At 35.0% G+C, this 20,916-nt stretch carries 24 protein-coding genes and 6 pseudogenes; 18 read left to right on the forward strand and 12 right to left on the reverse strand.

Features of this window, described 5'->3' with window-relative positions; all coding sequences use genetic code 11:
- Window positions 1-8 precede the first annotated feature (8 nt).
- Window positions 9-365: a lmo0954 family membrane protein gene (locus tag ORL93_RS22715; protein WP_097795837.1), complete on the reverse strand. Its 357-nt coding sequence runs from the start codon at window positions 363-365 to the stop codon at window positions 9-11.
- Window positions 366-788: 423 nt separating this feature from the next.
- Between ORL93_RS22715 and ORL93_RS22720 the strand changes: the two genes are divergently transcribed.
- Window positions 789-1,154 (forward strand): TetR/AcrR family transcriptional regulator, encoded by a 366-nt coding sequence (locus tag ORL93_RS22720; RefSeq protein WP_018782101.1) that lies wholly within the window; start codon window positions 789-791, stop codon window positions 1,152-1,154.
- Between the two features lie 199 nt (window positions 1,155-1,353).
- Here ORL93_RS22720 and ORL93_RS22725 read toward each other — a convergent pair whose 3' ends face one another.
- The 4 genes from ORL93_RS22725 to ORL93_RS22740 form a co-directional block, all read right to left on the reverse strand.
- On the reverse strand, window positions 1,354-1,692 hold the full coding sequence (locus ORL93_RS22725) for a single-stranded DNA-binding protein (protein WP_097795836.1): 339 nt from the start codon (window positions 1,690-1,692) through the stop codon (window positions 1,354-1,356).
- A gap of 157 nt (window positions 1,693-1,849) precedes the next feature.
- Window positions 1,850-2,581: a Bax inhibitor-1/YccA family protein gene (locus ORL93_RS22730; protein WP_003197270.1), complete on the reverse strand. Its 732-nt coding sequence runs from the start codon at window positions 2,579-2,581 to the stop codon at window positions 1,850-1,852.
- Between the two features lie 75 nt (window positions 2,582-2,656).
- The gene (locus tag ORL93_RS22735) at window positions 2,657-4,549 is read right to left on the reverse strand and encodes an ABC-F family ATP-binding cassette domain-containing protein (protein WP_018782998.1); all 1,893 of its coding nucleotides are present in this window, start codon (window positions 4,547-4,549) and stop codon (window positions 2,657-2,659) included.
- On the reverse strand, window positions 4,546-5,193 hold the full coding sequence (locus tag ORL93_RS22740; protein ID WP_040119477.1) for an HD domain-containing protein: 648 nt from the start codon (window positions 5,191-5,193) through the stop codon (window positions 4,546-4,548). The genes ORL93_RS22735 and ORL93_RS22740 overlap by 4 nt, the downstream gene beginning before the upstream one ends.
- A 109-nt stretch (window positions 5,194-5,302) precedes the next feature.
- On the opposite strand from ORL93_RS22740, the gene ORL93_RS22745 reads away from it, so the two are divergent.
- Together ORL93_RS22745 and ORL93_RS22750 are read left to right on the forward strand one after the other, a co-directional pair.
- Window positions 5,303-5,947 carry a hypothetical protein gene (locus ORL93_RS22745; RefSeq protein ID WP_097795835.1) on the forward strand — a complete coding sequence of 215 codons (645 nt, stop codon included), beginning with the start codon at window positions 5,303-5,305 and terminating at the stop codon, window positions 5,945-5,947.
- Window positions 5,948-6,362: 415 nt separating this feature from the next.
- A complete protein-coding gene (locus ORL93_RS22750; RefSeq protein ID WP_265959549.1) occupies window positions 6,363-6,854 on the forward strand; it encodes a hypothetical protein in 492 nt (163 codons plus the stop codon).
- A gap of 168 nt (window positions 6,855-7,022) precedes the next feature.
- Here the strand turns inward: ORL93_RS22750 and ORL93_RS31580 are convergent.
- Window positions 7,023-7,121, reverse strand: a pseudogene (locus ORL93_RS31580) (N-acetylmuramoyl-L-alanine amidase); the annotation flags it as partial.
- 255 nt (window positions 7,122-7,376) lie between these two features.
- Here ORL93_RS31580 and ORL93_RS22755 point away from each other — a divergent pair.
- Together ORL93_RS22755 and ORL93_RS22760 are read left to right on the forward strand one after the other, a co-directional pair.
- A complete protein-coding gene (locus tag ORL93_RS22755; protein WP_018783002.1) occupies window positions 7,377-8,570 on the forward strand; it encodes a S8 family peptidase in 1,194 nt (397 codons plus the stop codon).
- 272 nt (window positions 8,571-8,842) lie between these two features.
- Entirely contained in the window at window positions 8,843-9,319 is a 477-nt protein-coding gene (locus tag ORL93_RS22760; RefSeq protein ID WP_006094679.1) for a YxiF family protein, read from the forward strand.
- Between the two features lie 279 nt (window positions 9,320-9,598).
- Here the strand turns inward: ORL93_RS22760 and ORL93_RS22765 are convergent.
- Window positions 9,599-9,991 (reverse strand): annotated as a pseudogene (locus ORL93_RS22765) (N-acetylmuramoyl-L-alanine amidase); the annotation flags it as partial.
- 12 nt (window positions 9,992-10,003) lie between these two features.
- On the opposite strand from ORL93_RS22765, the gene ORL93_RS22770 reads away from it, so the two are divergent.
- Genes ORL93_RS22770 through ORL93_RS22785 form a run of 4 tightly spaced genes read left to right on the forward strand, consistent with a single transcriptional unit; the run spans window position 10,004 to window position 11,431 of the window.
- Window positions 10,004-10,204 carry an EndoU domain-containing protein gene (locus tag ORL93_RS22770; RefSeq protein WP_018783004.1) on the forward strand — a complete coding sequence of 67 codons (201 nt, stop codon included), beginning with the start codon at window positions 10,004-10,006 and terminating at the stop codon, window positions 10,202-10,204.
- Between the two features lie 25 nt (window positions 10,205-10,229).
- Window positions 10,230-10,478, forward strand: a complete 249-nt coding sequence (locus ORL93_RS22775) for a hypothetical protein (RefSeq protein WP_265959551.1) — start codon at window positions 10,230-10,232, stop codon at window positions 10,476-10,478.
- 52 nt (window positions 10,479-10,530) lie between these two features.
- Entirely contained in the window at window positions 10,531-11,106 is a 576-nt protein-coding gene (locus tag ORL93_RS22780) for an imm11 family protein (protein WP_265959552.1), read from the forward strand.
- Between the two features lie 13 nt (window positions 11,107-11,119).
- Window positions 11,120-11,431, forward strand: a complete 312-nt coding sequence (locus ORL93_RS22785; protein ID WP_003210352.1) for a contact-dependent growth inhibition system immunity protein — start codon at window positions 11,120-11,122, stop codon at window positions 11,429-11,431.
- Window positions 11,432-11,475: 44 nt separating this feature from the next.
- Here ORL93_RS22785 and ORL93_RS31310 read toward each other — a convergent pair.
- Window positions 11,476-11,868 (reverse strand): annotated as a pseudogene (locus ORL93_RS31310) (SH3 domain-containing protein); the annotation flags it as partial.
- Between the two features lie 647 nt (window positions 11,869-12,515).
- On the opposite strand from ORL93_RS31310, the gene ORL93_RS22795 reads away from it, so the two are divergent.
- The 8 genes and pseudogenes from ORL93_RS22795 (at window position 12,516) to ORL93_RS22830 (ending at window position 17,491) form a co-directional block, all read left to right on the forward strand.
- Entirely contained in the window at window positions 12,516-12,791 is a 276-nt protein-coding gene (locus ORL93_RS22795; RefSeq protein ID WP_098060026.1) for a TIGR04197 family type VII secretion effector, read from the forward strand.
- A gap of 41 nt (window positions 12,792-12,832) precedes the next feature.
- Window positions 12,833-13,195 carry a DUF3958 family protein gene (locus ORL93_RS22800; RefSeq protein WP_018765911.1) on the forward strand — a complete coding sequence of 121 codons (363 nt, stop codon included), beginning with the start codon at window positions 12,833-12,835 and terminating at the stop codon, window positions 13,193-13,195.
- The gene (locus ORL93_RS22805) at window positions 13,192-14,931 is read left to right on the forward strand and encodes an EndoU domain-containing protein (protein ID WP_265959553.1); all 1,740 of its coding nucleotides are present in this window, start codon (window positions 13,192-13,194) and stop codon (window positions 14,929-14,931) included. The genes ORL93_RS22800 and ORL93_RS22805 overlap by 4 nt, the downstream gene beginning before the upstream one ends.
- Window positions 14,932-14,954: 23 nt before the next feature.
- Window positions 14,955-15,314: a hypothetical protein gene (locus ORL93_RS22810; RefSeq protein WP_224796129.1), complete on the forward strand. Its 360-nt coding sequence runs from the start codon at window positions 14,955-14,957 to the stop codon at window positions 15,312-15,314.
- Window positions 15,315-15,859: 545 nt separating this feature from the next.
- Window positions 15,860-16,108, forward strand: a pseudogene (locus tag ORL93_RS22815) (RNase A-like domain-containing protein); the annotation flags it as partial.
- A gap of 12 nt (window positions 16,109-16,120) precedes the next feature.
- Complete coding sequence (locus ORL93_RS22820; RefSeq protein ID WP_003203825.1) at window positions 16,121-16,423, forward strand: contact-dependent growth inhibition system immunity protein; 303 nt, start codon at window positions 16,121-16,123, stop codon at window positions 16,421-16,423.
- Between the two features lie 84 nt (window positions 16,424-16,507).
- A pseudogene (locus ORL93_RS31315) lies at window positions 16,508-17,215 on the forward strand (pre-toxin TG domain-containing protein); the annotation flags it as partial.
- A gap of 18 nt (window positions 17,216-17,233) precedes the next feature.
- Window positions 17,234-17,491 carry a hypothetical protein gene (locus tag ORL93_RS22830; RefSeq protein ID WP_003203822.1) on the forward strand — a complete coding sequence of 86 codons (258 nt, stop codon included), beginning with the start codon at window positions 17,234-17,236 and terminating at the stop codon, window positions 17,489-17,491.
- 53 nt (window positions 17,492-17,544) lie between these two features.
- On the opposite strand, the gene ORL93_RS22835 is transcribed toward ORL93_RS22830, so the two are convergent.
- The 4 genes from ORL93_RS22835 to ORL93_RS22850 are packed head-to-tail and all read right to left on the reverse strand — an operon-like array spanning window position 17,545 to window position 20,048.
- Entirely contained in the window at window positions 17,545-18,600 is a 1,056-nt protein-coding gene (locus tag ORL93_RS22835; RefSeq protein WP_306477648.1) for an N-acetylmuramoyl-L-alanine amidase, read from the reverse strand.
- Complete coding sequence (locus ORL93_RS22840; protein WP_003205225.1) at window positions 18,600-18,806, reverse strand: hypothetical protein; 207 nt, start codon at window positions 18,804-18,806, stop codon at window positions 18,600-18,602. The genes ORL93_RS22835 and ORL93_RS22840 overlap by 1 nt, the downstream gene beginning before the upstream one ends.
- 3 nt (window positions 18,807-18,809) lie before the next feature.
- Window positions 18,810-19,043 (reverse strand): hemolysin XhlA family protein, encoded by a 234-nt coding sequence (locus tag ORL93_RS22845; RefSeq protein WP_097795808.1) that lies wholly within the window; start codon window positions 19,041-19,043, stop codon window positions 18,810-18,812.
- 33 nt (window positions 19,044-19,076) lie between these two features.
- Entirely contained in the window at window positions 19,077-20,048 is a 972-nt protein-coding gene (locus ORL93_RS22850) for a tail fiber domain-containing protein (RefSeq protein ID WP_265959556.1), read from the reverse strand.
- A 37-nt stretch (window positions 20,049-20,085) separates the two neighbouring features.
- Between ORL93_RS22850 and ORL93_RS22855 the strand changes: the two are divergent.
- Window positions 20,086-20,910, forward strand: a pseudogene (locus tag ORL93_RS22855) (HNH/endonuclease VII fold putative polymorphic toxin); the annotation flags it as partial.
- Window positions 20,911-20,916 lie beyond the last annotated feature (6 nt).

A 20,916-nucleotide genomic window follows, 5' to 3' on the forward strand; every position in this document is an offset into this window, starting at 1 on the left:
ATTTTATATTAGTTTTTCATTAACTTGTTCCACTCATCTTCAAAGTTGCTATATCGTTTAGAACTTTCTGAAGCAGAATCAACCACTACATCTTTTTCTTTTTTCCACTCACGGCATCCGTAGTATAGTACTACTACTGCTACAATACCGATCAATGCTGGGGAATGAGAAAGGGCGATTGACAAGCCGATTAAACCGAAAATACCCCAAGCTAACTTTCCAAAAAATGATTGTGCTCGCACAAATGATTTATAGCTCCAGTACGCAATCCCTGCTCCAATTGCGAATCCTACAATACCAGCAAGACTACCAAGAGCAATTAAAGCCAAAATACCGGCTGCGATAAACGTTAGAAATTGTTTCATCTTGTGCTTGCCTCCCTTCGATTTGATACTCTTATCTTAACTATTTTTTTAGTTTTCCATAACGAGCTTAAGAACCGTTTTCAAATCAGACTCAAGACCTATTCCAGGTTAGACCCACATTACGATGTATATAAAACGAAGTGAAGAGCTAAAATTTCAATGCAATATTGTTTCTTCTTAGAATGCACTCTTTTTATATTTAAGAAACCGTACCCTTCGACACCATATAAATAACAACAATACGGGCAGATGCCATTCGCCTCCTAACATCCTTTCCCCTTCTTTTAAAGTTTTTCCTAATTAGATTGAATATAAATCTTTAAAATTATTTGTTTAGATATCAAAATATAATTTCCGCTTACATACATTTATTTAATTCGCTAACATAACTGACGAACGTTCGTAAAATTTGAGGTGATTTTATTGAACAGTAATAAAATTAAGGGTGCAGCTCTAAAATATTTCACAATTCATGGTTATGAAGGAACACCCCTTTCTTTAATAGCTGAAAAAGCCGGCATGAAAAAGCAATCCATTTACACACATTTTAAAGGAAAAGATGACCTCTTTCTTCATGTGTTACGTGATACAAAAGAAACTGAACTAGCTTCAAAACTTCAATACTTAAGTAAAATTGATTCACAAAATCCTGAAAAAGATTTATACAGGCTACTACAATTGAAAGTCGATCTTTTTCAAAAAAATGAACAATTAAAGTTTTGGCTACGTATGTCATTTTTTCCGCCAGTACATCTTGCAAAAGCAATCGAAAAGTTATACTTTCTTTGAACAAAAACCCCTTGTCCATATTGGACAAGGGGTTTAGATTTTCTCTACTAGGAATCATCTCATATGCCCACTAATCTAAGATTTTGAAGCATCCCAAAAACGATATTTTTATCTCTCGACAGTTACTTATAGGAAGGGATTAGTGAAAAATAATAGTTATCTGGTAATTACACCAAGTTTTTGTTTATACCTCCTTTCTCTACCGTGAAGCTTCCTCTTTCTTCCGCTCCAAAAACGTAATTCTTTCAATCACAACTTCTGTTTTATACACTCTTTTCCCCTGTTCATTATCATAATTACTCGTATGAATACGACCTGTAATCCCAACAAGCGATCCCTTTTGACAATAATCTGATACATTCTCAGCCGATTTTCTCCAGACGACGCAGTAAATGTAGTCTGCTTGCTGCTCTCCTAGGCTATTTCGAAACCCTCTATTTACCGCAACGCATATACGTGCATAAGCAATCCCTTGCTTTGTGTAGTATAGTTCTGGATTTTTTGTCAATCTTCCGATTAATACAACTCGATTCATCATATTTATACCACCTCACATTTTTTCTTTATTGTAGAAAAAAATAGAAGATAGGTAAAAAATGCAAAATAATATATTTCTAAAAAGAAATCATCACTTTAAATCTAAAAAAATACAAAAAGAAATCCTGCATATTTCAATCATGCAGGATTTCTTTCAATTAGTCATTTTTCGCAAAGTAAGAAACGAAACGAAGAATTTCTAAGTACAACCATACTAATGTCATCATTAGACCCATCGCACTGTACCACTCCATATATTTTGGAGCTCCACTACGTGCGCCATTTTCGATTAAATCGAAGTCTAGTAATAGATTTAATGCAGCAACGATAATCACAACTGCACTAATGATGATGCCAATCGTTCCACCTTGGTGAATATACGGAACAGTAACACCAAACATATTTAATAGAAAAACGATCAAGTACATAACCAAAATCCCAAGCGTTGCGGCCATTATACCTGTACGAAACTTATCCGTTACCTTTACAACACGAGTTGCATATAAAACTAACATTGCAAATAAAATTGAAATTGTTAGTAATACAGCATTTAAAATAATAGAGTTGTCAAAACGAATCGCATATACCGCTGAAATGCTTCCTAAGACAATCCCTTCAACAGCTGCATAAATAGGTGCTGTAATAGGCGCCATTTTCGGGAAGAAGATAGCCGCAAATGCGATAATTGCAGCCACAATTAATGCTCCAATTAAAACTGGCATTTGCATTTTCCCCGTATACATCTGTATGTATGAATAGACAGACGTTGCAAGAAGCAAGACAAGCATAATAAATGTTTTGCCTACAGCTCCGCCAATTGTCATCGCAGACGTACTTGCTCCCTGTTTACGAAAGGTTTCTTTTTTCAACATTGGATTAGATGTTCTCATTTTTTCCCTCCTAAAATATGTTCTATCAATAGTGTAAAGTTTTTCTCTTTACATTTCAATATATGCAGCTTGTTTTTATTTTAAACCTTCAACGATGTCAGACAGTTCGCTCCAGCGTTCCATTGCTTTTTCCAGTTCTTCTTCTGTTTGCTGCTGCGCCTCAGAAAGCTCCTGTGCTTTTGTAAAATCAGAACCTACATTCGCAAGTTCTTCTCCAATCGTTTCAAGCTTCTCTTCAAGCCCAGCAATCGTATCTTCAATGGTTTCCCATTCACGTTGTTCGTGATAGGAAAGTTTACGTTTACGTTGTTGCTTTGGAGCTTCTTCCACTTTCTTTTCTTTCTGTACTTCTACTTTTTCTAATAGTTCTTGGGCCTTTTGTATATCTAGGTAATCACTATAGCTTCCTAGGAATTCACGAACTTCTCCGCCACCAGTAAAGATAAATAATTCATCTACTACTTTATCTAAGAAGTAGCGATCATGCGATACCGTAAGAACGACACCCGGGAAATCTTCTAAATAGTCTTCTAGTACTGTTAACGTTTGTGTATCTAAATCGTTTGTCGGCTCATCTAATAGAAGTACATTCGGCTCTCCCATTAAAAGACGTAATAAATACAGACGTCTTCTTTCACCACCAGATAGTTTACCAAGTGGTGTTCCATGTGAATGCGGTTGGAATAAGAAACGCTCAAGCATTTGGGATACTCCAATGACTTTACCGTCTGTTGTATGAATGACTTCTGCAATTTCTTTAATATATTCAATCATACGTTGATTTAAATTCATCTCTTCATTTTCTTGCGTATAATAAGCAACTTTCACAGTTTGTCCAACTTCAATTTCACCACTGTCAGGTGATAATTTGCCTGCAAGCATATTTAATAAAGATGATTTCCCGCTACCATTAGCCCCAATAATACCGATTCGATCGCCTGGTTTCACAATATGATTAAAATTATGTAATACCGTTTTTTCACCAAATTTCTTCGTTACATCTTTTAACTCAAGCACTTTCTTTCCTAAGCGACTCCCGCTGAGTGAAATATCAACAGATTGCTTCGCTGCTGGACCTTCTTGTTCTTTCAACTCTTCGAACCGCTGAATACGTGCTTTTTGTTTTGTAGAACGAGCTTTCGCACCGCGGCGAATCCAAGCAAGTTCACGGCGATATAGATTTTGGCGCTTTGATTCTTGTGCTAACTCTTGTTCCTCACGAAGTGCCTTCGCTTCTAAAAATGTACTATAGTTTCCTTCATAGCTATACAAATTACCATTATCTAGCTCAAAAATACGATTTGTAACACGGTCTAAAAAATAACGATCATGTGTTACAAGTAAAACTGCTCCAGTATACCGTGCTAAATATTCTTCTAACCATTCCACTGTTTCATGATCAAGATGGTTTGTTGGCTCATCTAAAATTAATAAATCAGGTGTTTCAATAAAGCACTGTGCCATTGCAATACGTTTTTTTTGTCCACCAGATAAGTTCCCCACAGTTGCAGTGAAATCTGTAATTCCGAGTTTCGTTAAAAGCGACTTTGCATTCGCATTTGCTTCCCATGCATTCATCGCATCCATACGTTGCTGCACTGCAAATAATTGTTCTTGCACTTTTTCATTACTCGGGTCTTTTTCTATGTTTAATAACGCTTGTTCGTATTCACGAAGAAGGCGAATTAGCGGCGTATCACCGTGGAATACTTGCTCAAGCACTGTTAAATTTTCATTAAAATCCGGTTGCTGTGATAAATAGCTAATTGTATAACCACGCGTATGTGTCATATCACCTGTATCTGGAATCTCTACCCCTGCAATAATTTTTAATAATGTAGATTTCCCTGTACCGTTTACTCCAATAATCCCTGCACGTTGACCCTCTGCAATACTAAATGATAGTCCATCAAATAATGGTTTATCTCCATATGATTTCGATACGTTTTCCACTGTTAGCATTTTCATATTTGTGCATTCCACTCTTTCATAAATTGTTCTATAAACTCTTCCATATAACGATGGCGAATTTCAGCCTCTCGTTTTGCAGCATCCGTATTCATTAAATCTTTCAACTTCAAAAGCTTTTCGTAGAAATGATTTAACGATGGATCATCATTTTTTCGATATTCTTCTTTTGTCATCTCTTCTCGAGGTGGAATGTTCGGATCATACATTAAACGTCCTTTTGCACCGCCGTAAGCAAACGTTCGGGCAATACCAATTGCACCAAGTGCATCTAAACGATCTGCATCTTGAACGATTTTCCCTTCTAATGTGCTTACCTTGCCACCATGCCCACCTTTATATGACATATTCATTATAATATGAAGGATATGTTCATTTTCTTCTTCAGTAACATTCAATCCTTCTAGCCAATCAGAAACTTTTTTCATACCAGCTTCTTCACTTTCATTTAACTTCTCATCCGCTACATCATGAAGTAAAGCTGCCATCTCAATTACAAAACGATCCCCACCTTCTTTTTCAGACAAAGAAAGCGCCAATTTATGTACACGTTCAATATGATACCAATCATGTCCACTAGCATCTGTTTCTAAAATATTCCTTACAAAAGCAACTGTTTTTTGTATTTTTTCTTGTTTTTTCATTTATCTTCACCCAATTTCTTATTGTAACACGCTCTCATTTTTTCATCACATATTTTCTTGTCCGCCCATAGACTGTTTTGTACGTACGATCATGAAGGAGGAAATAAAAATGTTCTACAATAATAAATACCCTTATCCAGAGCAACCATACTATCCTCAAAATCAAGAACAACGATATCAAGAGCAGCAGTTTGAAGAACAAGAACCAGAGCAACAAGAATTTCAATATCAACAGAATTCATACTTAGCACAACAAACTCAAGAAGCTCAATACCATCAAAATCCATATACAACTCAGCAACCTCATGAAACTCAACACCATCAAAATCCTTACGTAACACAACCAGGTCAGGAAACTCAGTACCAACAGAATCCTTACGTAGCTCAACAAGCTCCATATCAGCAACCACAAATGTATCAACCATACCAGGATACACGTGTTTCACCACCTGCACGAACATTAGATTCCACTCAACCACAAATCTTGCCACCAGGGCCTACTACAGCTATTCCCACTGAACCAACACAACAACAAATTCAACAAGTTGTTGGTACACACTATTTGTCGTTAAAGAAACCTGTATTAGATTTCGTAAAACCATGGGTAGAGTACGGTATGAATGAAGCAAAACATACCTCTCAACAACACGCAATGACAGAGGTTGCTGCAATTATGTTCTTAGTTGGAAAAGGATTTAATCCGACAATTGCTCATTATATTGTGGAATCTTGGGAGAAGAATGAACAGTTTTAAGCTTGTTCATTTTGTGTAATATAAAAACTATAAAACTGCCATAAACGCCTGTTATACAAGCATTTATGGCAGTTTTTATTTGTTATATTATATTTTATTTTAAAAGTGAATTTCATATTTTTTCACGTGTTTTTATATCATTTGTGAGCAAAATGTGAGCAAAAAATAGCCTTTTAATTAAACTGTATTAGATAAATTTTCATTTTAAAAACAATTCATTTAACATAAATTTCCGCAATAATTTTGTATTACAATCCCTTTAATAAATATGGATTGCCGTTCCCATTTGTGAACTTGTGTGCGAAACATATCCTCTGAATTCATCGTGTTTTAAATTAAACTGAAAACGTTGATTTATTAAGGTTTTCAAAAAGTGATGTTTCATTTATTATAACAAATGAGAGGCAGGAAAATTATGATATATCAAAATGAGAAGATTCGTAGAAAAAAAGCATTAATCAGTGCCAAAAAAGTCTTTAGCCAATTTTCAAATTTAGAACTTATTGAATTTGAAAATCCCGATTCTGAATGGATAAAACTGTTCGACACAGCATTGAAACAGTTTCGTAATATAGACTCTAATCCAACATTTCACATTCCTATTGGTGATGTTAAAAGTAAGTATATTTTATGGATTGAAAGTTCTTTAGGTTCTTTAAGTTTTTCAAATCATAAAACAGAACATTTTATATTAGTTCCTAATTGTTTAGAGCCGGTATGGGCAAATGTTAGAATATTGAATTTCACAAAATCTATCGAGGAACTTTGGGACATTTCTGAAACTAATGAATTTATAATTGCTGATAAGAGTACAGGGCAAATTGCACAAATATTTTCTGAAGAAGAATGTTATGAAATTCACTTTAAGCGCTGCAACACAGACCTAATTGACTCTTTAAAAAATTAATTTGTAAATTAATATTAGTATTAGGAATTTAAGCCTTGATTAGCTGAATGTTTTTCGAATTTTCTGAATAGATGAGTATAGCAACTTGTGTAAAGTGATTGAGTAAGCAGTAAAAAATATATTATACAAAAGAGCACACCTGAATTAGTGAGTGCTCTTTTGTAACTCCTACTTCACATATACAAAGGCTTCGTTTGCAGTTACATAGTATGTCTGTCCTTTGCTATTGTGTACTTTGTATTGTGGCGAACCGTTCACTGTTACTTTCTTATTCTTTCTTTACTTTTCCAAACACCTTTTTGAAATGAAAATAATTCCAAACCATGATTTCTTTTAAAATTTATCTTTAAAATACCATCTTGGTAATTGAAATATCCTTTGGACAACTTCTGCATTAATAGCTCGCTTTATTAGAGGGAATTTTCTGAAATTTAAAAACTAATCATACATCGCTTGACCTAACTATATAGTTGAAAAGAAATGTGCATCAACAAAGATAAAATAATAGGGAGGAATTTTCTATTGAAAAGTAAAATTGGTGTTTTTTTACTTGTGTTATCTTTGGTTTTTGGTTGCATCCTTTATAACCCCTCTGTATCGAATGCAGACTCCTTATCCAAGGAATATGTTCCGAACCAAATTATTGTAAAATTTAAAGACAATACGTCTCTTAGTAAAACTCAAGAATTTCATAAATCAGTAGGAGCTGACGTTGTATCAAAAGATGATGTCTTGAAGTTTGAAGTTATTAAATTTACTAAAGGTACTGTCAAAGATAAAATAAAAATTTATAAGAATAATCCTGATGTAGAATATGCAGAGCCAAACTATTATTTTCATGCATTTTGGACTCCTAATGATCCCTATTTTAGTAATCAATATGGGCTACTAAAAATCCAAGCACCTCAGGCATGGGATGCACAGAGAAGTGCTCCTGCTGTCAAAATCGCTATTGTCGATACCGGTGTACAAGGTAATCATCCTGATTTATCCTCTAAAGTTATATACGGCCACGATTATGTAGATAATGATAGTCAATCAGATGATGGAAATGGTCATGGTACACACTGTGCGGGTATTGCAGGTGCTCTTACAAACAATAATATTGGAATTGCAGGAGTTGCTCCACAATCCTCTATATATGCAGTCCGAGTACTTGATAGTCAAGGAAGTGGGACTCTTGATGCTGTAGCAAAAGGTATCAGAGAATCTGCCGATGCTGGAGCAAAAGTCATTAGCTTAAGTTTAGGAGCTTCTAGTGGAGGAACTGCATTGCAACAAGCCATTCAATACGCTTGGAATAAAGGCGCTGTGATAGTTGCAGCTGCAGGAAATGATGGAAATACAAGACCAAATTATCCTGCTTATTACAATGAAGTAATTGCAGTTGCATCTACAGATCAAAATGACCAAAAATCTTATTTCTCAAATTATGGAAGCTGGGTGGATGTAGCAGCTCCTGGTTCGAGTATCTACTCTACGTATAAAGGCAGCACGTACCGATCATTAAGTGGTACATCTATGGCAACCCCACAGGTGGCAGGAGTTGCAGGATTATTAGCAAATCAAGGCTACACTAACGTACAAATTCGTCAAATTATTGAAGCCACATCTGATAAAATCTCCGGAACAGGAACCTATTGGAAGAATGGTAGAGTGAATGCAAATAAAGCTGTACAGTATGGAACTATGCTAAATGAGAATAAAGCTTCATAAATAAAAAAAGCCGACTCATAGGGAAGTGCCCCCCAATTGTTAGACACAATTAACAATTGGAAGTGCATTTCACATAGGAATCGGCTTTTTTATTTTACTTGTACATAATACGGACTAGCTGTAATGTAATATACATTACCTCTGCCGTTTTGCACGTTATACTGAGGTACATCCCGGACATTATCCAGAAGATATTGAGGGTTACAAGAAAAAAGGCAAAAAATAAGAAACTAAAGGTGTGAAAAGTTTTGAGTAATGCGAATAAAAGTTGAATGGAAATTTTGAAAATGAAAGCAAAAAGAAACGCTAGTAGAAAGGAACTTATAAACGAACTTTCTAATATTATTACCGTTTCTATGGACTCATTTATGGATGCAGAATCTAATGATTTACTTTGTAAAGAATTATTTAATAAGCTAGAACAAAATTCAAATATAAAAAATTTTGGTAGTACTGATTATAAAGAAAATGGGAAACTATCAATAGCACTGTTAAAAGAAACAGCTAAAAGTATTAAATTTCCAGTTAATCAAGGAAGACTCTTTTTCTCTAGAGGTGGTAAAATTGAAGCAGTTAAGCTGAACATCTCTGAAGTATTTGATAATTTAGAAGAGTTATCAACCATTTCAAGATTTCTAACTGGGTATGCTGATTTTGTATTAGTTGGTGATGATTTAGAATTCGGTGTATGTATTGAGAGAACGGAATATTATTATGAATTTAGTATGTGGGGAATAACAACAGTTTAAAATACGAAAGTAAATAAGGCCGCCTCTATTTGAGAGCGGTCCTGCTTATTATTTTACATATACCAATGTATTATAATAAAAAAGAACGAATGTTTTATGACCTAGAGCAGGCTCTAGTAGATTCAGAAACAATGAGAGAACATTATTTTAATTGTGCATGTACTAGGATTGTGCGTTGTCTTAAAAAAACGAAGACTTTCCTGATAGCATGGCATATGAAGCATAATGAAATGAACAAATATATAAGCCGGCTCCTTTAATAGGGACCGGCTTTTCATATTACTTTACATATACATAAGCTTCATTTGCTGTTATATAGTATGTTTTACCTTTGCTGTTGTGTACTTTGTACTGAGTTGAACCATTTACAGTTACTTTGGCATCAATTGCAAATCCTAATCCAGCATCTAATATACCAGCAACATCTTTATCCTGCCAAGATGGAGAATCATAGAAACGTAGGTTGTCCACTTTGGACACAATACGCTTTCCTGCAATCGGATTAACTGGCTCTTTCTTCTCAAACTTGATGTAAGAAGGATTGTTATATACCCATTGATTTCCTCCAAGATTTAATCAACCATCTTTTTCTCCCCATACTTGGTATGATTCTGGTTTATTTAACTGACGAATAACAGGGTAACTTGCACCTGCCCCTTTACGAAGAAAAACCCTCAACACGTTATGTGTCAAGGGTTTAAGCCTCTTAGTAAAGAGACATATATTGATCGCGTTCCCATTGGTGATGTTGCTAACCTTCAAGAAAATATAAATGTAAAAGACGGAAATATGATATTTGGTGAATATAAAGGCGTAAGGGTTGGAGTAATAAAAACAAACGGTAAGATTGGAACTGTATTCCCAGATGGAACAAAACAACCTTAAAAATGCAAATAAAGGAGAATTAATTATGTTTGAAGAACAAGTAAGAAAAATTATAGAGGAGCGAAAGGCAATTCATCCTGAAAATATTTTTTTAATTGAGAAATATTGGGAAGAACTTGCAGAATTATTAAGCGAAGATATTGAACAAACTATTAAATTTTTAGATATCGCTTCAGAAGAAGAAGTAGAATGGCTTAGTGAAGTATTTGAGGATGTAGATTTTGACGAAAAAACTAAAGAATACGTGGAGTGTTTAAAACGTTTAGTACAATGAACCAAAGAAATAATTATATATCAGTTAACAAATTGTAAAGGAGAATATACATATGAAAATTTGGCAATTAAAAAGTTCAACTGATGATTATCAAACTTTTCAATTATTAAATTATGAAGAGGACAAGAAATATTTTAAAAACGATTTTAATTCAAAAGTAAGTTTGTCAGATTCATGGACAGTTAAATTTATTGAGATTATAGATGAAGGGTATCAAGGTGATTGTCCTATTTTTTGGGGGAAATCTGGTGTACAAATAATTAGTGAGAAAGCTAAGCAAATATTAGAACCTTTAGTAGGAAATAGTGTTGAATTTCTACCACTAATTCATAAAACAACAAATGAAAAATACTATGCTATTCACGTTTTACGTGTGTTAGATGCACTTGATATTGATAATACAGTATTTGAAAAATTAAGTTCAGGTTTAATAATAGGCTGTGAAAAATTTGCATTTATTCCTAGTGTTGTTCAAAATGAAATGATTTTTAAATTGTATATAAATGAAAAAATTCACCCGAACTATATTTTGGTATCAGATGAATTGAGAAATACAATTTTAGAAAGTGATTTAAAAGGCTTTGAATTTGTAGAAGTATGGGATTCAGAATCAAGTCCAGTTGACTAATAGGAGGAAGATTATGTTATTAGAAGACAATTTCGATAATCTCGAAGATGATGAGGTATTTCAATTTCTAGCAGGTACTTTTCACCAAGATACTTTCTATGAAGAAGCGCTCCAAGAATTACTAGAAGAGGTATCAAAAGAGTATTTGCAAGATGCTGTTATTTTTCTAACTGAATTTATTCAAAGCGATTATAGTAATACAGAAAAAAATGAATACATACGGTATTCTGCAGATGGGATATATTTTGAAGGATTAGAAATAACACCATTAGAATGGCTTGAACAAACAGTTAAAACGATAAAACAAGCATTAAAAAACACTTAATAAAAAAATCGACCGCCCGTAAAAGGCGGTCTTTTTTCGTTAAATTAACGAACATTCACATACGCATCACTAGCCATAATATAGTACGTATTCCCTTTCGAATTGTGTACTTTGTATTGTGTTGATCCATTGACAGTTACTTTCGCATCGATTGAAAATCCTGATCCTGCATCTAAAGTGCCAGCAACATCTTTATCCTGCCAAGATGGAGAATCATAGAAACGTAGGTTGTCCACTTTGGACACAATACGCTTTCCTGCAATCGGATTAACTGGCTCTTTCTTCTCAAACTTGATGTAAGAAGGATTGTTATATACCCATTGATTTCCTCCAAGATTTAACCAACCATCTTTTTCTCCCCATACTTGGTATGATTCTGGTTTATTTAACTGACGAATAACAGGGTAACTTGCACCTGCCCCTTTACGAAGAAAAACCCTCAACACGTTATGTGTCAAGGGTTTTTCTTCGTAAAGAGACATATATTGATCGCGTTCCCATTGGTGAACTTGCGTGCGGAACATGTATTCTTTATATCCACATTTATCTATCCTTCTAAAAATCCTGTTAAATCAACGTTTTTGAAATTCCCCTTTCTAAACTATTTTCTATGTTTTTCTATAAAGCGGGGCAAAGGTGGGGCGAAACCATTCTCGCTTACGATTTAATATCAAACTACTTATATAGAATATACTAAGTCTTGCTTTCTAAGGAATGTTTATTCGTTTTATCTATGTAATTATTATCAATTTACCAAGTGACATATCAGCGATAATTTATATCTATTTCGTATAAGTGTTAGCAAGCTCGTTTGCAAACTTGTTAGCACTTTTTTATATTTTTTCTATTATAATTTCCTTCCCCTGCTTTCTACATTAACTCTTGTCCCCCTGTTGAGAACTACGAGAAACACATGTGGCATAAACTGTATTTTTTTGAGGAAAGTTTAACCAATTATTGTTATAATTATATCCGCAGTATTTTCACAGGAGTGTTCCTATGAAGAACAGTAAGGTAATGGGCATACATACTAGGCACCCCCCTTCCTTAATACGTTCATAGAAATATAGAAAGGATTTGAGCGATGGGACAATTTCAAAGTAATTTTCAAGCGGCACAACAAATCGCTACTCAAATGAGAAATGCTTCGGATACAATCCAAAGTGCGACAAGTAAGTCTATTAAAAAGTCAAAACGTACTACGCTATCTGTTAACTCACAAGCCCAAGAAGCAAATCAACAAATGTTAGATTTGACGAAACAATTTTCCGCCGCCTTTCAACAAGCGGTCGATAATATTCATTCGGTAGCTAAAGAGTTTGAGAGAATGGATAACGAACTTCACAACACTTTTCGCTAATGTGACCACCTTCGTAAAGGTACAACGGTAGGAGGAAAAAGATGAGTCAAGATATTGAAAAACAAATCAATCAATTGAATCAAAAATTACGAAGTGTATTCAAAGAACAGGATCGGAATCAATCTGCGATTCAAACTCAGGAACACGCGGAAGCAGATTTTCACGAATGGAAAAATCGAAATAATCGTTTATTTAACCGAATTCTAGAAACTTGGCACGGTGATAAAGAATTATCTCATTTTTTTATGAATATGCGTCAAGAAGCACAACACATTGAGCGAAAACTTACATTCGAATTGGAAAACCAAAAAGAAACGTTGCTTAAAGAGAAGCGAGACCTTAGTGATTTAGAAAACGACCTTTCCTGTCAGCAACAACAACTAGCAAGGGAGGTCAATGCATGAGTTTAAATATGTATTTAGGCGAAGTACAAAGCCAAACTCAAAGTATGAACGCTGTATGTACCGCTACCATTCAAGGTATGGAACAAGCTATTCAGTCGATTGACGCTTTTGCAATTGATACTGTTCTAGAAGGACAAACATATAGCAGTGCAAAATCATTTTTTGTACAAACTTTTCGTCCTTTAGCACAAGGAATCATTTATTTATGTGAAGAATTAATTCGTCAGAATGATGCTTTTCCAAGTCAATTTCAATCAAAGGTAGCTTCAACTGATGTTATTGAACAAGAGCTACTCGAACAAATTAAAGAAATGGACCGAATGAAAACCAGTATGGAAGCCATCAGTCAAACTATGCCAATCCCAGGTATGGACGCTATGGCGAATCTTTTTACTGTCATGAGGAAAAAACTGCAAGAAAAGCTAGATCATCTACATGAATTCAATCAGACCTCTAGCAATAACTATAGTACAGCAATTCAATTAGCCGCTAGCATTGCGACAGGCCTTGCCGAAGTCCAAAGTGGCAAAGGGTTTAGTCTTGCAAGTGGCACATTTAGTACGCAAGGGTTGAATATGGAGTGGACAGCTTCCATTCAAGCGATTACAGAAGAGAAATCCCGAAAAGCTGACCATTCAATTAAAGATGGAGAAATGTGCGGTAGGCTAGAAGAAAAATCCCCGATTAGAAAGGCTTGGGACGATAAGGTAGACGATGTAGTTAAAATGTTCGAAACGGTAAAAAAGATGTGGAATGGTACTGTAATCGGAACAGGGAAAGCTGTTGAAGATGGAATCAAGTCCATGGAAACTTTAAGTAATATGAATATGGACTTAGAAACCTTTATTAATGTTACATATACAATTTTACATTTGGAGGAAACGGCACAAAATATGTGGCATGCATTTTCAAGTACTATGAAACGAGATATAATAGATGGAGATGCAGAGAGCCGTACACAATGGACTACTTATGGATTAACACAAATAGCTATTGGTCTAATTGCTGATAAGGGACTAGGTAAAGCAAGCCTGGTCACAAAAGGAATAAAAGGAGCAGGTGGAGCAAGTACATTAGCTAAAGGCGTAACGCTAGTAAAAGAATTGAAGCAAGCATCGGAAATTTTACAATCTTTTAAGAAAGATGTTTCTTATGCTTTCTCTGGTGGAAATAATATACGTTCAAGATTTGATATACCTGATTTTAAACAAGCTGAAGAAAAGCTATCGACCCATCAGTTTGCTAGTGGTGGAGGTGGTTTGAAGAGTGATACAAAAATAACTATAGGTGAAGAGACCAAAGTTAAAAAATTTATTGATTCAATCGACGATCTCAAAGATACAGGGAATTTTAGGGATGATAGAGCCGTAAAACATGTTTTTGAAGGAGAAATTAATGCAAGAGGTCAAGCAGTAGGATACCATTCAGAAGTTATGCCAAATTCGCCAGGTAGACCAATACCTGGAACAGAATCGTCTCCAAACCAATACGGTGTATATAGAGCAGAAATTGAGGTTAATGGTGTTCCTAAAACATCAAATGGAGGAATATCAACGTTCTTTCCCAAAGACTGGGATGCACAAGAAATTGTTAATGCAATTAATGAAGCCTATAGAAATAAACAATTTGTTCCAGGGACTCGTAATACTTATGTTGGAGATCTACCAAATGGCATGGAAATTCAAATGTATATTAATGGAGACGGAAAGATAATTTCTGCATACCCTTTATATTAAATATCAAAAAGGAGAACACAACAATGATTTCATATCAATTTGATACAATACAATTTAAGAGTGGCAATAAATCATTAATAATTAAAATGGAGGATGAAAAAAAATATTTAATAGCAACTTTTTTGATGTCTGATATTCAAGGTGCCTCTCCATCTTACGCAATAAATGCGATAGATGCTGTATTAAATGAAGAAATCGAATATACAGAATTAAGTGGTAATGTGTGTGGTCTTGAGATTCGAAAAGAAGAAACGAGTATTTATGACAATCTTGCCGATGATGGTATGGGTGATTGGTGTAAAATAGATACAAAAGAATTAAGGAAATTAATTCTTATTTGGACAGATGCAGTTAAAAAATTTAGAGAAGAAAATCCGAAATAAATATAAACTTAGTGGACAAGGTTTATATTTCCCTTCAAATTATCTAAGCCAACTCACATAATTTTCGCTAGCCGTAATGTAGTACGTATACCCTTTCAAATTATGCACCTTATACTGCGGATATCAACCGACATTTACTTTCGTATAGAAGTTTAAGCCGTTTACTTTGGGAAGGGCTAACGTCCATTTTAACGCTATTTTCCTAGAGAATTATCAGCGAAATTGAGTACGTATAATCAAATCAGACCTATGTATTAAACAAGAAAAGCCAATTAGAATAACTTCTAGGTCACTATATAAGTGATTTAAAGGTATTCTAATTGGCTTTTTATTACTCGTAGGTTACACACTCACAGGTAATGTTCAGAGGTGTGCTAAATAGGTAAACCCCGACCTCGATGCGATCCTTTTTAGCTAAACTCATATCAAAACTATATAGTAACCAATGTAGTGATAGCTCTATGTTGTGTAAATCTGAGATAGCCAGCTCTGTAGTATACTCCAAGATTACATAAAACGATAAATAAGTGTAATCAACTTTCACTGATAGAGCTACAGCAGAGAGAATAGCTAATGAAGTATTAGGTAATCCGCAAAATATAGCAAAAATAAATAGGTGGTTAAACAATCCTAATAGCAGACTAACTTTACCGCTAAGATATAAAGGTAATACTATAATTGGACGATATATCGAAAGAGGATCAAATAGTGCTTTAGATGTGGAAAATGCTATAATTGTTTTGAAAAAAAATAACCAAGGAAGTTTTATTATAACAGGATATCCAGTAAAGTAGAGGAGAATTTATATGGAAGATAGATATAACCCTTATGAAGAATTAGGTGATTTTTTAGCAGGAACATTTCACCAAGACATTGAATCGCCTGAGGAAGCCCTTAATGAATTTATAATGGAAGTTACTAAAATCTGTATTGAAAATACTAAAAATGATATACTTTCATTTTTAAACAGTAATTTAACTGATAGCGAAAAAGAGGAATTTATTAAATATAATACTTATATTTATTACCCAGCATTAAACTTAACACCTATAGAATGGTTAAAACAGACCCTTGAAACACTAAAAGAAGCTTTAAAAAGTAAAAAGTAAAAAATAAAATTACAATAAACAAAGCCGACTCAACGTGATATGAGTCGGCTTTGTTAAAATTTCACTAGCCGTAATGTAATTGATGGTAGACCTTCATCGGAATCAGAAGAAAAAGGTTTTGGTGGTAAAAAATTAGCAAGAGATATAGCTGGTGAAATAAGTGGTGAATATGATGTTCGTCGGGCTTGGGATGGTGTTGATCCCTCTACCGGCGAAAAACTTTCGGGGTGGGAACGTGCTGGGGCAGGTGTTATGGCTGTAGCCGGCCTTACACCATTCGGAAAACTCGCTAAAGTTGGTAAAGGTGTTAAGATGACTCTCAAAGCGGCCGAGGCTGCTGATACAGCAAAAAAGGCATCGAAAGTAGATCGTTCAGTTTATATTAATTCCGGCGGAAGAAATGGTAGTATTTCTGTAGATGAATATTTCCGTAGAGAGGCATATTCAGAAAAGGCGTATAGTCAAATAAGAAAATCGACTACTGATGTTAAAGCTATAGCTGAAAATACTGGAATACATGAAAGACATATAAGAAGAGCTAAAGAGCACGTATTTCTCAAAGAACATCATTTAGATACACGTTATGGAAGATTTGATCCCGATTATCCTATAGCTAGAGGATGGCAACGACTTGAAAGTGGGGAGTTTCTGAAAGAAGATATGGATTTAATTCGTCATGAGGTATTTGAGGCAAGATTTGAAGGAATATTTAAAACAACATATAGAGAAGCACATGATGCTACTGTGAGATCCGGTCGACCATGGGATATACCAAAAATAGATAAAGAATAAATTAGGAGGATTATATATATGGCTGTATGTTTATTAATGACTAAAGAATTTGAAGATGAAGAAATTGTCGTTTATCAATACTACCCTTCTGAATTACCCGATAAGGTAGGGAAAATGTATTATAATAAAAAAGAAAGAATGTTTTATGATTTAGAGCAAGCTTCAGTAGACTCAGAAACAATGAGAAAATATTATTTTGATTGTGCATGTACTAGAATTGTGCGTTGTCTTAAAAAAAACGAAGACTTTCCTGATAGCATGGCATATGAAGCATAATGAAATGAACAAATATATAAGCCGGCTCCTTTAATAGGGACTGGCTTTTCATATTACTTCACATATACATAGGCTTCATTTGCTGTTACATAGTATGTCTTACCTTTCCTGTTGTGAACTTTGTATTGTGGTAATCCATTGACAGTTACTTTTGCATCAATGGTAAATCCTAATCCTACATCAACTGTGCCAGCTACATCTTTATCCTGCCAAGAAGGAGAATCATAGAATCGTAGGTTGTCCACTTTTGAAACAACACGTTTTCCTACAATCGAATTAACTGGCTCTTTCTTCTTAAACTTGATGTAAGAAGGATTGTATTTAATCCACTGATTCCCGCCAAGGTTTAGCCATCCATCTTTTTCGCCCCAAACTTGGTATGCTTCTGGTTTATTTAGTTGACGAATAACAGAGTAGCTTGCATCTGGGCCTTTGCGTAGATTTATATTATTACCTTGAATATATGCAACTCCTTCAACATTTGCAGTTGGTACTTCTGCTGGTTTAGATGGTTGCTCTGGAACAGAAACGTCACCGTTATTGTATGCACGTTGTACATTAGCGCGGAATTGAGCTTCTGATACACCGTGACTACGTAAGTAATCAAGTGGATCTTCATGGTCTGTGCCACCAAGGTACTTCGTAACATCATAGTGAGTCCATAATCCTTTTTCTACAGATAATCCGCGGTCACGTAAAATTTTAGCTAGTAGCTTCACGTATTTGTCATATGAACGTTTAAATTTATCATAATCTGTAGTTTCGCAAAGCTCTACATGTACAAAACGTTTATTCGCGCCAGGTCCTCCACCGTAAGCGATGTATTTTGTATCAGCGATTTGGATTGTTTCATTCCAATCGACTGCATAGTGTACGAATGCATTTCGCCATGTACGAGTTTCGTATTTTTGAATATTAATAGCTGGAGCTTCTGGAGTTGCTGTACTATGTGCCACAACGCCCTCGTACGCTCCTACACCATAACGATATGGAGTTTTAGGTAATCCATCAATAATAAGAGTTCTATCTGCAAAAGCTTCTGTAGTAAGACTAAACAGAAGCAGTAGGGTCATGAATACAGAGGAAGCGAGTTTAAACGATTTTTTCATTAAGCATCTTCTCCTTTTTCTTCGTGATCAGTCCAAATACCCAAAGCAATACCAAATAAATAAACAGCCTTTTCGACCTTATCCAAATTTCCTTCGAATCCGGTCATTCCAAAAACTGATAAAATTAATCCAAAGCATGAAAAAAGCGCAACCCATGTTTTCCAATTGCGCAAGCGTTTTAAAATATTTTCTTTTGTAAGTGGCATATCTTAAACACCTCCTTTCAAGAGTAATCCAATAAGCGCTGTTACAATTGCACCTATGATGATTCGAAGAATCCAGGTTGTATTGGCACTTATTTTTTCAAGCTGCTTGTTTATATTCACGATGTCTTTCTCGTTGACAGTAGTACGAGTTTCTAGGCTGCGGATATCACGTTGCATATCTTTTTGATCTGATTTAATTTGTTGGATTTCTTGCTTTAACTCGATAATTTCTTGCATCGTTTCACTCCTTTACAAAATAAAAAAGACCAGCTATTGCTGCTCTGTTGTCGGTGACGCTTCTATTTGGCTTCCTTTATCGATTAAACTTTGAACTAAAGCTTCTAAAGATGCTACTCGATTATTCATTGCTGCTATCTCTACATCTTTTGCTTCTAATTGTCCTTTTAATACCGCTATATCTTGATCATGTTTTTCATCTAGTTCTTGAACTGCTCTCATCGTTAATGATGTCATAGAATACAAGTGAGTACCTGTTTTATCTTTATCAACAAAGACATCATCCGATTCATCAACAATAAGACCGTAATATTGTTTGATGTCTTTCGTTGTTAAAGGAGGATCATTAGGATCTTTGTTCTCCCTCATTTCATAAAGTAAATTCGTATCACCCTTATAATTAAACTCCCTAATCTTAGCATTTCTAACTTTCTCTAAAGCAGAAAACGGTACATCGCGAATATTTGATTTGTATTCTCGTAAAGATGGAGCTATTATATGAGCTTGCACTCCTCCCCATCCATCACCAACAATATTCGGAGTTAAAAACTGAACAACTCCTGTATAGCCCGTAACTCTACTGTTTCGCATTGTTACGTTCGGCATTACTAAATCAGCATCCGAACCATTATCAGATATTGTTAATGATGAACTGTATGAACTAGTTTTACCGCGTCTGAAATGCCATTTTCCATTTCCAGAGTAGAGAACTTGGAAATCGTTAGCATGTAATACACTGATTCCACTTCTTTGCATTTCCAAAAATACAGATTTATAGGTTACTCCATTTATTACCTCATCTACTAGTCCGATATTTGTACTAGCATCAGAGAATCCTACTCTCATTTGAGTCACTTGCAAAGCACCTAGAACACCGCTAAGAGTATTGTCTCCTCCTAGAACAATAGTTGGTTGTACATCTCCATCCGATCGTCTATGATAACCGACATACAGACGAACGACACCACTTTCTATGAGACGTATAAACTGATTATCTAAACCCACATAATTGTTTGTATTAGATGTTCTAACTTGAAGACCGCTAAGAAATGGTAGTTCAATTGAAGAAGGAGCAATGTGTGGTCCATTAAATAGTGAGAAAAAAGATGAATCTTTACTGGATAAGTTTAAACATGGTGTCGAAGATATTTATGAAAGTGCTTCGGACTTTATACAAGGCGCTGGCAGTGCAGTAGCAGAAGACTATATTGGACTAACACCACCTGATAATGATAAATTAGAAAGCAATGCAACTTATCAAGCTGGAAGGTTTACTGGACATGTTTTATCAACGGTAGGATCTATTGTAGAAATTTTTGAAGGTATTTCAGTCATAGGCGGGGCTAATTTCTTAACCTTCGTCGCAGAAGTAGGAAGTGGTGGGTTAGCATCACCAATTGTTCTTCCATTAGATGCAGTTGCTACAGCAGCTGGTCTTGGTGCTGTTGGACATGGTGGGTTTGTTTTGAATAAATCAATTCAAAATGCTCAGGATACTCTTCAAAGGTTCCAGTCTTCTTTTGGTAGGTCTGGTGAAGGAGTTAAACAGACAGGGAAACCTAACTACAAAGACTATGTAAAAGCAGAAAAAGGACAAAGACCGCCAAATTTCACTCCTAAAGGAGCTAAGAGAAGTGGAGCTTTCAACGAAGCTAAGAGAGCAAGCGGTATTCCTGTTAATGAACAGCCAACTAAGGTTACACCAGCTGTAGATAAAAGAGGAAACCCTATACCTGGAAGAGACTATCATTTCAAAGATGGTAAGATTATAAGAGAGCATTCAGGCGGTCATACTTACCCAGATGATCCATCCCAAAATAGAGGATCACATTTCAATGATGTACATGGAAATCATTATGACTATTAAAATTGA

Source organism: Bacillus sp. DHT2, assembly GCF_026241455.1.
Lineage (GTDB): Bacteria > Bacillota > Bacilli > Bacillales > Bacillaceae_G > Bacillus_A > Bacillus_A pseudomycoides.

What these genes read in the sequence shown, in the direction of transcription:
- ORL93_RS22715 (WP_097795837.1), bottom strand. Translation starts at nt 365, where the DNA reads ATGAAACAATTTCTAACGTTTATCGCAGCCGGTATTTTGGCTTTAATT.
- ORL93_RS22725 (WP_097795836.1), bottom strand. Translation starts at nt 1,692, where the DNA reads ATGATGAATCGAGTTGTATTAATCGGAAGATTGACAAAAAATCCAGAA.
- ORL93_RS22730 (WP_003197270.1), bottom strand. Translation starts at nt 2,581, where the DNA reads ATGAGAACATCTAATCCAATGTTGAAAAAAGAAACCTTTCGTAAACAG.
- ORL93_RS22735 (WP_018782998.1), bottom strand. Translation starts at nt 4,549, where the DNA reads ATGAAAATGCTAACAGTGGAAAACGTATCGAAATCATATGGAGATAAA.
- ORL93_RS22740 (WP_040119477.1), bottom strand. Translation starts at nt 5,193, where the DNA reads ATGAAAAAACAAGAAAAAATACAAAAAACAGTTGCTTTTGTAAGGAAT.
- ORL93_RS22745 (WP_097795835.1), top strand. Translation starts at nt 5,303, where the DNA reads ATGTTCTACAATAATAAATACCCTTATCCAGAGCAACCATACTATCCT.
- ORL93_RS22750 (WP_265959549.1), top strand. Translation starts at nt 6,363, where the DNA reads ATGATATATCAAAATGAGAAGATTCGTAGAAAAAAAGCATTAATCAGT.
- ORL93_RS22760 (WP_006094679.1), top strand. Translation starts at nt 8,843, where the DNA reads ATGGAAATTTTGAAAATGAAAGCAAAAAGAAACGCTAGTAGAAAGGAA.
- ORL93_RS22770 (WP_018783004.1), top strand. Translation starts at nt 10,004, where the DNA reads ATGTGTCAAGGGTTTAAGCCTCTTAGTAAAGAGACATATATTGATCGC.
- ORL93_RS22775 (WP_265959551.1), top strand. Translation starts at nt 10,230, where the DNA reads ATGTTTGAAGAACAAGTAAGAAAAATTATAGAGGAGCGAAAGGCAATT.
- ORL93_RS22780 (WP_265959552.1), top strand. Translation starts at nt 10,531, where the DNA reads ATGAAAATTTGGCAATTAAAAAGTTCAACTGATGATTATCAAACTTTT.
- ORL93_RS22785 (WP_003210352.1), top strand. Translation starts at nt 11,120, where the DNA reads ATGTTATTAGAAGACAATTTCGATAATCTCGAAGATGATGAGGTATTT.
- ORL93_RS22795 (WP_098060026.1), top strand. Translation starts at nt 12,516, where the DNA reads ATGGGACAATTTCAAAGTAATTTTCAAGCGGCACAACAAATCGCTACT.
- ORL93_RS22800 (WP_018765911.1), top strand. Translation starts at nt 12,833, where the DNA reads ATGAGTCAAGATATTGAAAAACAAATCAATCAATTGAATCAAAAATTA.
- ORL93_RS22805 (WP_265959553.1), top strand. Translation starts at nt 13,192, where the DNA reads ATGAGTTTAAATATGTATTTAGGCGAAGTACAAAGCCAAACTCAAAGT.
- ORL93_RS22810 (WP_224796129.1), top strand. Translation starts at nt 14,955, where the DNA reads ATGATTTCATATCAATTTGATACAATACAATTTAAGAGTGGCAATAAA.
- ORL93_RS22820 (WP_003203825.1), top strand. Translation starts at nt 16,121, where the DNA reads ATGGAAGATAGATATAACCCTTATGAAGAATTAGGTGATTTTTTAGCA.
- ORL93_RS22830 (WP_003203822.1), top strand. Translation starts at nt 17,234, where the DNA reads ATGGCTGTATGTTTATTAATGACTAAAGAATTTGAAGATGAAGAAATT.
- ORL93_RS22835 (WP_306477648.1), bottom strand. Translation starts at nt 18,600, where the DNA reads ATGAAAAAATCGTTTAAACTCGCTTCCTCTGTATTCATGACCCTACTG.
- ORL93_RS22840 (WP_003205225.1), bottom strand. Translation starts at nt 18,806, where the DNA reads ATGCCACTTACAAAAGAAAATATTTTAAAACGCTTGCGCAATTGGAAA.
- ORL93_RS22845 (WP_097795808.1), bottom strand. Translation starts at nt 19,043, where the DNA reads ATGCAAGAAATTATCGAGTTAAAGCAAGAAATCCAACAAATTAAATCA.